This window comes from Anaerosolibacter carboniphilus (genome assembly GCF_014205875.1).
Taxonomy (GTDB): domain Bacteria; phylum Bacillota; class Clostridia; order Peptostreptococcales; family Thermotaleaceae; genus Anaerosolibacter; species Anaerosolibacter carboniphilus.
The window spans coordinates 36243-49263 of sequence record NZ_JACHEN010000012.1 but is presented as its reverse complement, the minus strand read 5'-3'; the positions used below and the strand labels follow the sequence as shown (position 1 = coordinate 49263).

General features: G+C 40.6%; 13 protein-coding genes and 1 riboswitch. Of the genes, 1 reads left to right on the top strand and 12 read right to left on the bottom strand.

The genetic code is table 11. The features are described 5' to 3' along the window. Window positions 1-8: 8 nt before the first annotated feature. The 5 genes from HNQ80_RS10690 to HNQ80_RS10670 all read right to left on the bottom strand — a co-directional run bounded on the left by HNQ80_RS10690 (window position 9) and on the right by HNQ80_RS10670 (window position 2844). On the bottom strand, window positions 9-677 hold the full coding sequence (locus HNQ80_RS10690; protein ID WP_184310640.1) for a flavodoxin family protein: 669 nt from the start codon (window positions 675-677) through the stop codon (window positions 9-11). 83 nt (window positions 678-760) lie between these two features. Next, window positions 761-1111 carry a GIY-YIG nuclease family protein gene (locus HNQ80_RS10685; RefSeq protein WP_184310639.1) on the bottom strand — a complete coding sequence of 117 codons (351 nt, stop codon included), beginning with the start codon at window positions 1109-1111 and terminating at the stop codon, window positions 761-763. Next, window positions 1108-1413, bottom strand: a complete 306-nt coding sequence (locus HNQ80_RS10680; protein ID WP_184310638.1) for a DUF2087 domain-containing protein — start codon at window positions 1411-1413, stop codon at window positions 1108-1110. Before HNQ80_RS10680 ends, HNQ80_RS10685 begins: the two co-directional genes overlap by 4 nt. A gap of 238 nt (window positions 1414-1651) precedes the next feature. Then, complete coding sequence (locus tag HNQ80_RS10675; protein ID WP_184310637.1) at window positions 1652-2323, bottom strand: LysM peptidoglycan-binding domain-containing protein; 672 nt, start codon at window positions 2321-2323, stop codon at window positions 1652-1654. Between the two features lie 113 nt (window positions 2324-2436). Then, entirely contained in the window at window positions 2437-2844 is a 408-nt protein-coding gene (locus HNQ80_RS10670) for a YjdF family protein (protein WP_184310636.1), read from the bottom strand. A gap of 397 nt (window positions 2845-3241) precedes the next feature. Between HNQ80_RS10670 and lpdD the strand changes: the two genes are divergently transcribed. Continuing rightward, a complete protein-coding gene (gene lpdD / locus HNQ80_RS10665; RefSeq protein WP_184310635.1) occupies window positions 3242-3643 on the top strand; it encodes a prenylated flavin chaperone LpdD in 402 nt (133 codons plus the stop codon). A 179-nt stretch (window positions 3644-3822) separates the two neighbouring features. On the opposite strand, the gene HNQ80_RS10660 is transcribed toward lpdD, so the two are convergent. The 7 genes from HNQ80_RS10660 to HNQ80_RS10630 all read right to left on the bottom strand — a co-directional run bounded on the left by HNQ80_RS10660 (window position 3823) and on the right by HNQ80_RS10630 (window position 12909). Then, complete coding sequence (locus HNQ80_RS10660; protein WP_184310634.1) at window positions 3823-4584, bottom strand: energy-coupling factor transporter transmembrane component T family protein; 762 nt, start codon at window positions 4582-4584, stop codon at window positions 3823-3825. Continuing rightward, the gene (locus HNQ80_RS10655; protein ID WP_184310633.1) at window positions 4562-6097 is read right to left on the bottom strand and encodes an ABC transporter ATP-binding protein; all 1536 of its coding nucleotides are present in this window, start codon (window positions 6095-6097) and stop codon (window positions 4562-4564) included. Before HNQ80_RS10655 ends, HNQ80_RS10660 begins: the two co-directional genes overlap by 23 nt. 41 nt (window positions 6098-6138) lie before the next feature. Further along, complete coding sequence (locus HNQ80_RS10650; protein ID WP_184310632.1) at window positions 6139-7512, bottom strand: UbiD family decarboxylase; 1374 nt, start codon at window positions 7510-7512, stop codon at window positions 6139-6141. A 12-nt stretch (window positions 7513-7524) separates the two neighbouring features. Then, complete coding sequence (locus tag HNQ80_RS10645) at window positions 7525-8097, bottom strand: hypothetical protein (RefSeq protein WP_243183161.1); 573 nt, start codon at window positions 8095-8097, stop codon at window positions 7525-7527. Continuing rightward, complete coding sequence (locus HNQ80_RS10640; protein WP_184310631.1) at window positions 8094-9830, bottom strand: hydantoinase B/oxoprolinase family protein; 1737 nt, start codon at window positions 9828-9830, stop codon at window positions 8094-8096. The genes HNQ80_RS10645 and HNQ80_RS10640 overlap by 4 nt, the downstream gene beginning before the upstream one ends. Beyond that, complete coding sequence (locus HNQ80_RS10635; protein WP_184310630.1) at window positions 9821-11899, bottom strand: hydantoinase/oxoprolinase family protein; 2079 nt, start codon at window positions 11897-11899, stop codon at window positions 9821-9823. Before HNQ80_RS10635 ends, HNQ80_RS10640 begins: the two co-directional genes overlap by 10 nt. A 102-nt stretch (window positions 11900-12001) precedes the next feature. Then, a riboswitch (cobalamin riboswitch) is annotated at window positions 12002-12191 on the bottom strand. Between the two features lie 130 nt (window positions 12192-12321). Then, the gene (locus HNQ80_RS10630; RefSeq protein WP_184310629.1) at window positions 12322-12909 is read right to left on the bottom strand and encodes a GNAT family N-acetyltransferase; all 588 of its coding nucleotides are present in this window, start codon (window positions 12907-12909) and stop codon (window positions 12322-12324) included. Between the last annotated feature and the right edge of the window lie 112 nt (window positions 12910-13021).

The following is a 13021-nucleotide window of genomic DNA, read 5'->3' as shown; positions in this document are numbered from 1 at the left end:
CATGGTTCTTATATGGAGATAAGGCCTTGCTCTAATTTTTTTTCTGTTATGGCTGACAATTTCATACTGGTGGCAATCTCTTTCCCCGCCGTTTCTAGCAGTTGTAAATAGCTGGATACAGCAGAACGCAGCTGATCAGGTGGATTTGTTAGAATTTTGCTCTGTGTTGCATAAATCTCCCCTGCTAATTCCATGTGCATTTTTTCAGCAACCCGATGAATCCAGAGGGATGTTACATCAAATTCAGATCGATCGGCATGTCCACAACTTGATATCATCATCAATTTCGGCCCTTCCACCCTCGCTGGTTCCATGTGCTGTTGATCTTCTCTCGGACTCGCTTGTGAACCAGGGCCACCAATCATCGTCATTCGATCCATAAACATCTTTAACATTCCCGCTATATTCTCAAAATACACTGGTGAGGCAAAACAGATAATATTTGCACCACCCATTTGGGAGATGATGCCTAGCATATCATCATGAATTACACATTGCCCTGGTCCCCTGACCCAACAGGTATGACATCCTTTGCAATGCTCAATTTCTTTTTCAGCTAAAAAGATATTTATAGTTTCTGCGCCAGCTTCCTGAGCCCCCTTTAAAAAAGAACGAACCATTATATTTGTATTGCTGTCCTTTCCTTTAGGGCTTCCATTAATTACTACGATTTTCATCTTTGGATTTCCTTTCTCTTATTAAATTAATGATTTGAATATATACACGCTTAGATAAAGCAGTTATCTATAAACACATTCTTTTATCTTTCATAAAACTCCAGTTTTTGTTTTAATAATTTTTCTTCCCAGATCATTCGCAGCAAAGCTAAATCTTCCTTATAATCGGTTTTCGATTCATCTTTATCATATTCAAGGTTTTCAAGGATTTCAATTGTGAAGTTACCTTCACCAAATTCTTTCCATTCTTTTTGCAACTGGCGATTTGGGTGAGCACCCGCTCCTAGTTTAAATCTCGTACCATTCATGGTACCTCTTAGATCTTGCGTTGCTTCAATATAGCATTTATTATTTACTTTCGAACGAATGATGAATATTCCCATCTCATGCCTCATTTGTTTGTACTGTTCCTTTAACTCCTTTTTTCTATTCATTCACTAGCACCTTCTTTTTCTTCCTCTTTTTTTATAACCCAGTATTTTGCCCCATCTAGGGTACGCCCAAGGAACTTATAATCGATCAGCAATCTTCTCAATATGAAATAATCTCTAAAAGTATGCCATCCATCGATCACTTCATTGACTTCTTTTTCAGAATAAATCCGATCTTCTTCAAATTTTCCGGCTAGATAGGCCAAGACAGGGATTTTTGTCCTGTTTGGTACGGGAATTTGAGCTATTTTCCCAGTATCATCCAAGAAGGCGGAAATGTTGATTTTTTTCTTTGCTTTACCCATTGTCAATACCCCATCTCTTTCAATATAATAGTTTAGTAATTTAGTAAATTACTAAATAAATTATAATCCTATTTGCCTACAATGTCAATATCTGATGCAGCAATGGCGTTTGCTATTATATTCCTATTTACAACAAAAACAGAACTCCTCATATAAAGAAGTTCTGTTTTATAGCCAATATCTACGAATTTCATTTTAAAGTGTATATCCATACAATTTTAAGCTCATAAACGATATTTTACTGAGATATAGGTACACGATATCCGAAAGAATGCCATACTCCAAAATTATCCTTAACCGTTATGCCTCTCTGACCTCCCATAGCAGCATCTGTATAATAGGGGTAGCTTTTTCCTTGTGTATAGTTCCCCCTATAATTCCCTGCAAATACTACAGGCGCTGCATCAAATTGCAGCTCTCTGTCACTCACTTTTAAAACACGAGTTGTTTGCGTTGCGTTTCCATAATTTGATTCCGCTGTTTGCTGAACGTTGCTCTCAGCCTTTAGCATATTAATATCTTTTTGCATGGCTGCTATCATTTCCTGATAGTCGGAATGATCTGCAGCGCAAGCCGACGGTATACATATACGCTGACCGACTCTAAGATAATTTGGATCAATCCCTGGATTTGCTTCTAGGATGCTTGTTATAGTTACACGGTACGCTTGTGCAATTTTATATAATGTATCTCCTGGTTGAATTATTTTAGCAGTATGATTGGGCGGGCAAGCTGGTATACACAAAATTTGACCCACCCGAAGATTATACGGATCTACACCAGGATTTGACGCAATTATTCTTGAGACACTAACTTCAAGCCTATATGCAATACTATTTAAGGTATCACCTGGTTGTATCGTATATGGATAATGATTTGCAGGACACTGCCTATAAAGATCATATAACAAAAGAAATTTCTCCCTTCTATATTTATTTTCTTATGCATACTATGCGCTGAAAAATCTTTTGTTACAAGAATTAAAAAAACACAAAAAGCTGTTCGCCTTTTGTGTTTTTCAATTTAATGTCCTTTTTTCTTTTGTTTCTTTTTTTCTTGCTTCATCATAAACTTCATTTCTTTTTTTGTATCTTTTTTCTCTTTAGACACAATTTTTCTTTCTAGTTTACTTGCTTCTCTTTCAAGTTGAATTGCTTCTTGGGCTTTTGTCGATATCCCTTGGTTTTGCAGAGCATTTTTAATTTTTCTTTGCAGTCTCTTTGGGTTAATTCTTTTAGCGCTTTCTTCCTGAACGATTAGAGGTCTACTAAATTTCAATTGCGCATAATGCTTTAAAATGAACGCATACACTTCATAATCTTTAGGCTCTGCTCCAAAAACAACCCTACACGTTTCCAAATGACCATCTTCAACGCGCTCAAACACACCAACCCAAAAAGGATCATCAAAATAAACCGTTAGCTGACTCATGTTCATTTCCTCCTGTCAAATTCGCTTTGTACAGAGAATGGACAACCCCAGGAGGGCAGGTTACTGACAGATTTACATCTGCATCCGGACTACCAACCGAATCGTGTTTTTATCTCAAAGCTTTCATTCCATATAATCATAGCATATCTAAGCCTATCTTTTCTATTTGTTTTTTTCCAAATCTAGTTGTCATGAAACACCATAATGCTCATTAACCCAACCAAATTTTTCAGCAAATTCCTTTGCCGCTATAGGTAGCTCATAGGAATAAACAGGAAAGATAATACCTAGTCATTTTCTATTTGTAAGTTTTACTAGCACAACAGGTTAAGTTATAATGAGATCATGACAAAAGAAAGAGATTTCAATTTGTTAACTTTGATGGGAGGATTATCGTATGTATTCAACATTCCATATTCAATTTGGTGAAGGGAGTCTGTGTTTAAAAAGCTCTATCGTAAAAACACAAGATGGTATTCATATTTATGTTGGCGGGGGCGAAAAAGCCCACATAGGCACTACTGTCATCAGTCAACCTCGGCCTAGTTTAAAAGGGGATGGACGTACAAGCTGTACAACTTCTGTATTCAATATTTTAGGGCACAAAGATGATGAAATTGCCATCCCCATCGCAGAAGAAATATGCAAGTATTTTAACGAGACCACAGTAGTAACTGCAGGAATACATATAGGGCAGGCAACCGCTCAAGATATTGAACAATTAAAATGGTATGGAACTCAAATTACTATTCTTATCATAAGGGCCATAAATGAGGAACAAAAGCATTTCATGCTCTAAGATGTAAGGAAATGCTTTTGTTCTTCACAGGGAACTAATAGTTCCCTATGACGCTTCGCTGTAACCCTCCAATTATTAGACATAAAGGGGTGAACCCCTTTAAAAATCCCCCATATCTAGGAAATCGAAAACCGTAATTTCCTAGATTTTAAAAAATTATCCCTTTCGGGATATATTATTTAAGTCATATAGAAAAATATAAGTCCGCTAAAGTAAATAACCAAACAGCTAGAGGCAATATAATCCATCGATGAGAATGAAATACTGTCTAAAAAGGTACGGGTAGGAAATCTGTTATACCCTTTTAGTTCCATAGATAGGGCCACTTCCTGAGACCTTTTTAATGCCCGCAGGACCAGAGGAAGTATGATTGGCAGCAGGCCTTTGACCTTTTGCCAGACCGTTGTCAGTTCTAAGCCTCGAGCTTGTTGACTATCGTAAATAGCACCCAAATCCTTTTCTATAATAGGCAGAAAGTGAAGGGCTAGCCCAATCAAAACAGCATATTTATGGGGTAATCCCAGTTTTACGAATAATAACGTTAGCTCTTTAGGAGCGGTCCACATCACAAATTGAAGAAACAAAAAGGCTAAAGTTATTAAGAGCATCATACCCTTTATGCCAATAAAAACACCGCCAAGGTAGAAATTTAGGCTGCCCAACCGAAATAGAACTGTGCCTGCTGGACGCAAAAATCCTTGAAATATAATAAATTGTATGCCTATGATTGCCATTACTTTTATTAGAGGTAAAAAAACAATTAGGGATATCCCTGCTAAAATCGTAGTTATTAAAACAATTCCTAAACTAAGGAACAATACAGGGAAATACTGAAAAAAGATAATCAAGATTAGATTGCCTACGAGCCATAGAAGCTTCACCCGAGGATCCAACCTATGAATAAAGGAATTATTTTCACTATATTCCAGCAATAGCTTCATATCTCATGTCTCCTTCAGCATATACTTCTCTTATATCAAGCCCCAACTCACATAGTCTTTCTTCATATTGGAAACAATCGTCAGTTGGAATATCCAATACAATCTTTCCTCGATCCATTACGACGATTCTACTTGCAAAATGGAGGGCTAGATTTAAATCGTGGGAAATCATGATAACCGTACCGCCTTTGCGATGATGCTGGTCAATCAATTCCATTGTCTCCCAGCTCTGGGCAGTACTCATCTGGGAAGTCGGCTCATCTATGACTAATAGATGGGGCTCATTTACTAGACTGGAAGCTAGGCCAAGCTTTTGGATATCACTTTTCCCCAGACGGTAAGGGTGATCTTGTGCAAACCCAATCAGCCCCATTTTATCTAAAAGTGGTAAAACTCTCTTTCCAATTTCTCTTTTCGGCAGCTTTTTTGCCTTTAATGTAAAGGCCACTTCTGCTTCCACTGTATTGGTGCAAATCTGAACTTGAGGATTCTGAAACAAATAACCCACCTGATTTGCCAATTGGGCTGTTGAATAATTTTTTGTATTCATATGATGAATGAGGACATCCCCTTGCACAGGCTTATGTAAGCCATTAAGGTGCTTTGCAAGGGTAGTCTTACCAGCCCCATTCTTACCCATGAGGGCTACAAACTCCCTCGGATAGATATCTAATGAAACATCTCTTAATGCAAATTCTCCATTGGGATATTGAAAAGTCAGGTTATTCACGGATACGATTTGGCCCTCTGGGTTAGAACCATTTCTTGGATGAATTTTTTTAGGAAAATCCCAGATCTTTTCTCTGGAAAGAATGGCCTCTTTTTCTGGAGAACCATCATAGATGATACGTCCATTATCCATGCATATCAAACGATGGGCCAAGTGCAAGTAAAGATGGGCTTTCTCTTCTACAATCATCACCATCGTCTTCTCCTGTATGGCTAATATGCGTAACTTTTCATATATTTCCTTTCTCCCCTGGGGGTCCAATTGGGAAACTGCGCCATCTAAAATAATCACCTTAGGTTCCAGGGTCATCATGGAAGCAATGGCAACCCGTTGTCCTTCACCTCCCGAGAGGGTTTCTGGCTTTCGCTTTTCATATCCTTGTAATCCTACAAATCGAAGGGCTTTTTCAATTCTAGCCCTTATTTCTTCCGGCTCTAGCAGAAGATTGCAGGGACCAAAGGCTAGGTCTTCTTCGACTGTTGTGCAAAATAACTGGTTTTGTGATTCATCTCTAACCAGGCCAATTTTTCCTGCCATTTCTGGCAGACGTTTATTTATGATGTTTTCTCCCTCAAAGTTAATTTCACCAATCAAAGTGCCCTCTTTAAAGGAGGGTATCACACCAGCTAGGGCCTGGCATAAGGAGGATTTGCCAGAATGCGGAGAACCTACTAAGAAGACAAACTCACCCGGCCTAAAATCAATGGAAATATCCTTGAGTGTGGGGTTCATCTGCTCCGGATAATAAAGACTCTCAATTTTTGCAGTAAAATACTGTTCCATGACAGTTCCTCCTTACTTTTTATGGTCATCAAAGGTATTGCTTATAGCCCCATGTTTCTTAAAATTTCTTGGGCCTTTTTCTTGGCCTCTGGATGAAATGCGATACTACTTGCAAAATTTCCAAGGGGTTTTGTTGCATCAATTCCCATTTTGGCACTTCTGCTCAATTCATCGGTAGATGGATCCAAGGTACAACCCATTCCCATATGCTGGGGAATGATATGAACATCACGATCTGCCTGGACTCTAGTAGCAATCGCCCATAATACTTGGCTTTCGTCAAAGACATCCACATCCTCATCCACCACAACCACATGCTTTAGATTATGATCTACGGAAAGGGCAGTCATCATCGCTTGCATTGGCTGTCCCTCTGCTATTTTCTTCATGGAGATATAACAGTGAAAAAGTCCGCAAGCAGATAAAGGTGCATGAACTGCCACGATGTTCGGCAGATTATCCTTTAATGCCTTCAGCACATCTCCTTCACGCTGGACAGCTACAATCGTATTGTGCTCAGCGCACATGCCTGGTGTAATACATTGATACAAAGCATTGGTTCGATGATAGATAGCCTTGGGAATAAAAATATTCTCTGTACTTCTATAGCACGCATAGTTGGTAAATTCAGCGAAAGGTCCTTCAGGTTCTCGCTCCCCTGTTAAAATCTCACCTTCAATTACGATTTCTGCCCAGGCTGGTACTTCTACATCGATGGTACTGCAAGAAGCAATTTGTAAAGGTTCCCCTAGTAAACCACCCATTCGAGCAAACTTGCCCTGATCATAGGGAACCAGTGCCATTGACCCTAGAGATATTGCGGGATGAACGCCCAACACCACAGCTGCCTCTAAATTTTTCCCCATACTTTCAGCCCTGCGATGGTATTCCCACAGTCGCTGCCTTGAGTGAAGGCTGACACTCAGCTTACCCGGCCCTTTGAGCTGCATCCTATGATAACCACAGGTGTCAGCGCCAGAAATCGGGTCCTTCGCTGTTACCAATCCAGCTGTAATATATGGTCCAGCATCGATTGGAAAATGAGTGAAAATCGGAAGCTTGGTCAGATCCAAGTCAGGACCTGTTAGGCAATTTTCTTTAAAAGGGGGTGTTTTTATTCGTTCAGGCTCAATTGCTATCTTGATCCGCTCTGCATAAGCCGTGGACAACGCTCTCTCATCAACCCCTATGGCCATGGCCATCCGCTGCCGTGTAGCGATGGTGTTGGCTACCACACGAAAGTCTGAACCAGCAATTTTTTCAAAGTGCACAAGGGGGTAACGCTTTTGCCTCTCTAGCTCCATAATAATTCCTGTCGGTTCATATTCTCTGTTCAATTCTTCTTGAATGCGCAGTACCTCTCTGGGAAACTGTTCTTCGAAGTCTCGTAAAAAAACTCTCCAGTCCTGATTCATCAAAATCTCTCCTTATCTCAATACGCCAGATTTTATTACATTCTCGTAGATCATTTTTGTAAGGATGGTCCCACCAATAATTCCTGCTAATGTAGTAATACATGAGCTTATGATAATCACAGGCATAGGCAGTTTAAGAATCACATGGAGCCCAATTCCAACACAAATGTTACCTGCTACATTTGTCACGATTTGTGCCAATACATGATGGGACCACTTATCCATTGGCAGCTTCCAGGCGATAAGGGAATAGCCTAGAGATCCCAAAGCATTTGCAGGTATGAAGAAGGCCGCCAGCGGGGAAAGTCCCGTAGCCAAAGCGATGAAAGCCTGAATTTCAGCTGTAATAATTCCTGCAGGCTGCCTAAAAAGAAGTACCACCAATCCCATAAAAGTTGCCCAAGTTACGCCACCAATAATGACAGAAGCTGGATTAATGATGGCATCGATCCGATGGGCAATCTGTTGTACGAGGACAAAAACAACACCCAAAATCACTGCACCAACCAATGCCTTTGTATCAAACCCAGTAACCTTTTTACTTGTTTCCATGCTCACATCTTTGTTTGCTACAACTTGACTCATGATAAATCCCCCAATCCCCTTATTTTTTCCGTTTCGCTCCATTGAACACCCTTGTCTGTCAATACTACGCCATAGGCTTTTAAAGCATTCTCTTTGCTTATATATCCATTCTTATAGTCTTCGTAGACCAGTTGTGGATCTCTTTCATAGGGATTCCCCCAGCCTCCCCCACCAGAAGAGAAGAGGGTCAATGTATCGCCAGGCTGCAAGCTGAGGGGAGGTGTTTTGCTCTTTAGGCATTCACTCCCCTTTTTCTTTGTAACCAATTGATTTTTATTCAAGCTGCCCTCTTCTCCCCCTTCTAATCCATAGGGTCCTATCTTCATCCCATCTCCGAACATAACAATGCTAGGGTCAGGACCATAAAATTCAACCTGATATTTCACCCCAGGCGCACCCCGATACTTGCCTGCGCCTGCCGTATCTATTTCTAAGTGATGTCTTAATGTAAGCAAGGGGTATTGCACCTCATTGGCTTCATTATTCGGGGCACGTACCCCGCCATAGTTGGAGATGGGTGCCATATAAGGAAGTCCATCCCGCCCTTTCATTCCTCCACCTGAACCTAGGCAGCAAAAAGCAAAACCTACATAAAATTTTTCATTTCTTGGGTCTACACCATAAAAAGAAGGTCCACAGTAGCGTCCAAATCCTGCTGGAATTCTTTCAGGCACTATCTTCCCACAGGCCTTCAAAATGGCTGAGATGATTTCACTGGCACAGTGGAGGGTGGACAAGGTAACCGGTGCAGGTTCAGCAGGGTTTACAACCGTTCCCGTTGGTGCAATGACTTTTACAGGTCTAAAGGCTCCACTATTCCTTGGTATTTCTGGAGACAAAGTCCATAATAATGCGATATAGGCTGCACTTGTCGTCGTCACAAGGGCACTGTTGACAAATCCTGTTACCTGCTTATCACTTTCCGTAAAATCAATGATCACTTCATTATTTTTAAAAGTAACGGCCACTTTGATCTTTACTGGTTCTTGTTGAAAACCATCGTCATCTAACCACTCTTCACCCACATAAGTCCCTGGAGGAAATTTAGAGATTTCTATTCTTGTTAAATCTTCTGCCTTTTGGAGAAGCTGCCCAACCGATTCTTTTACTTTCTCTAATCCATATTTCCCAAGCAGCGCCCTTAATCGGTCATGACCAATTTTATTGGCTCCTATTTGAGCAAAGAGATCGCTTCTCAGCATTTCAGGATTTCTTGTGTTATAGGTGATCAGGTTAAGTACTTCATCAATGATAATATTTTGACTTGCTACCTTCGTTGGGGGGATTCTAATCCCCTCTTGAAATATTTCTGTAGCCCCCGTGTTATAACTACCCGCTACTGCTCCGCCGATATCCCCATGATGGGCGCGGCTTACCGTAAAGAATACAAGTTCTCCTTGATAAAAAACTGGAGTAATAATGCCGATATCCGGCAGGTGATTTCCACCCCAATAAGGGTCATTGACGATGAATATATCCCCTTCTTTTATATTGTCTCCATACTTCGCTAACACTGCTTGAACGCTAAAAGAACCCGCCGCAGCCAAAATAGGAATCCCATTTAATTGAGAAACAAGCTCACCCTTTTGGTTACAGACACCGCATGAAAAATCACAGGCCTCTGCAAAGATTGGAGAGCGGGATGACCGCTCAAGTGCTATCCCCATTTCCTGGGCAATTGTATCTAAACGGTGGGCAATTACTGACTGAAGAATAATCTGATCTACATGCAATTAGAATTCACCTCCCTTTCCATCAAGATAATATTATGGTTGCTGTCTGCATGGGCCTTGAAGTTCGGACTGACAAAGATTGTGGTGTAGGCTTTTTCAATGAGTGCTGGTCCTACAATTTCAAAGCCTGCTTTCAAGCTCGAGAACTGATAAACAGGGACTTCATGGAAAATTAAATCATGATGCCAACAGATTAGTCGCTGCTCTGTTGGAACAGGAACTTGGCCAATGATTGAGGTATTATTTATTTTCAAAGGGTAAGACAGTTCCTTTTCCCAAGCTTCTAGACGTATATTAATCAGTGAACATTCTTGTCCAGGTTCAGCGTATCCATAATGCTTTTCGTGAAGCAGGTGGAACTTACTGATTAAACATTCAATATCCCTAGCGTCAAGATCCTCTCCGGTAAAGGGAACTGACAGCTCATGATGCTGATCGGCATATCTCATTTCAAAGAAAAACCTAAAATCGCTGCTTTCTGGCGCAACGCCTTGCCTAATCAATTGTTCTTGTGCCTTCCCTTTTAATTGCCTTAAAACATCATTCACATCATAGGTGTTGATGTTCTTTAAATCCCTTATATAACTTTGCACCATATCTAGCTTAAGATGAGATTGCAGCATTCCCTGGGCACAAAACACTTCTCCAAAGGCAGGGATGATTACTTTTTTTATCCCTAGGTCCTGGGCTATTTGCGCAGCAAATAGGGGTGATGCACCACCCACTGCTCCCAGTACAAATTCTCTAGGATCATATCCCTTTTGCACCGTCATTAAGTGAACTGCATCTACCATTTTTGCTGCAGCAATTTGATATATAGCAACAGCTGCTGCTTCAACATCAATACCAAGAGGTATAGCCACCCTCTCCTTTATTGCCTGAAATGCAAGTTCTCTTTTTATTTCTATACTGCCCCCACCAAAACTATTTTGTTTCATAAATCCCAGTATGAAGGCAGCATCTGTAATCGTTGGTTCCTTTCCGCCCCTATCGTAGCAAGCTGGGCCTGGAAATGCCTCAGCCGAATCAGGTCCAACACCCAATTGCCCACCAGCATCTACAGCAGCAATACTACCGCCGCCAATGCCTATTGAGTTGATGTCTATCAAGGGAAGATTGATTGGATAGCCTGCTACCTCAGCTTCTGGAATAATTTTGATAGAATGGTCCTTAATTAAACTCACATCAAAGCTAGTTCCGCCCATATCTACTAGAACCAAATTGGGTTCTTCTAATTCTCTAGCCAGGGCTTGGGCGCCACAGCTCCCTGCGGCGGGTCCTGAAAAAAGCCCCTTTACACCAAACTGTTTGGCAAGGGTTATATCTGCTAAACCGCCATTATTCTGCACCAGCTGAATATTACACATTAATCCTCGTCCTTGGAGAATTGAGGTCAACTCATTCAGGTAATTTGACACAAGGGGTGTAAGATAGGCATTCAGCACAGTGGTAGAAGCCCGCTCATATTCTCCAAGCTTTGGCGCCACTTCGCTGGAAAGGGATACAAATACCTTGGGCAGCATCTCTTCCATATATGCTTTTACCAATCTTTCATGGGAAGAATTTAAAAAGGAAAATAACAGGCAGACCGCCACAGATTCTATTTTTTCAGCTTTAAGGGCATCTACTATCTCCTCAAGATTTTTGTGATCCAACGCTTCAACGACCCTTCCGCTGTAGTCAATCCTTTCCTTTAGGTTAAAACGCAGATACCGAGGAACCAACACCGGAGGAATTGGGGCAAAGAAGTCCCATTGATTACTTAACTTAGAACGCCTCATCTCTAAGGCATCATGAAATCCAGCCGTGGCGATGAGGGCAGTTTTTACCCCTCGTTTTTGTATAAGGGCATTGATAGCGACTGTATTACCATGGACGAAGCGATTGATTCTAGGTAAGAATTCCTCTAACGTTAAATGATAGCTTGCTGCAATTCCTTCTAATCCATTGATTACTGTGGCAATAGGATAATTCTTATTTGATGGAACTTTGACTGTTCTAGCATCACCTTGATGAAGCACAATAAAATCGGTAAATGTGCCACCCATATCGATCCCTATCTGAAACACGCCACCACTCCTTTGCAATTTAATAAATAAAAAAAGTCCCCAGCCTTAATAGACTGAGAACTTTGCCATCATTCTCAAATTATCACTCTTTCCTAGAGAGTTTCTAATCTGTACCAATAAGCAGGTTTCCTGACTCGCGCATCAATGCGTCCTATCTCCTTCCCATTTTCAATCAGAAAACAGTGGTTGAATGATAAGTTGCTCCTCGCTTACAGTGGCGGGACCGTTCAGGAATTACACCTGATTCCCTATTATCCTCAAAGAATGAGGCACTCATTGGAAATATTCACCTAACTAGATTATATTTGTATGTATTAGAAAAATCAAGCATAATTTATGGAATCGTAATAATCTTCTGACAAGATAATAGGACCCTGAATGTTTAATGGCATAACCTAGTATCTTCATTGATCCCATTCATCTCACGATCTTAACGATTTAAATTTCATCTTATGAATAAACTGTTTCCCCATAAGTTTAAAATAAATTTCATAAATAATCTGTCCAATTTCTTTATTCATCATCTGGCTTGAGATCTCCTGAGGCAGTGCCATAAGATGCATGGGTACATCCCATATGGAATAATCAATATGGGGTATCAAATAAAACCCTGCCTTCTGATAGAATTGAATTCTTTTTTCACGTATGGCTTTTTCTTCATTGGTTAAGGCATCTTCAGGTCTTTCAACCTCTACAAGAATCCCTTTCTTATCTGAATACCTCTTTTTTAATGCTTCAAGCAATACTGATCCGAATCCACTGCCTCGAAATTCCTCATACGCAGCCAATAAACTAATGAGAACATAGTCACTCCCATCTTCTCCAGCACAAATCCCATAGGCAACCGCCCTCTCGCCATCAAGCAAAATCAGCCCAGTTTGAACACCTTCTTGAAGCTGCTGATATAAGATCTCATATGGGGCATATTCCCCTGGTACAAAGTCACGCTCTATTCGGTCATAGATATCTTTAAATTCATGTAACTCAATTTCTCTGATGGTATACTTCATCTTATTTTCCCTTTCTAGCAGCTATTCTAAAAAAAACAAGAACCTTCTCCAATTTGAAAGTCCGAGTAATCTTTCATCCTGACCACTCGGAACGTATCCTCTCATATGGACT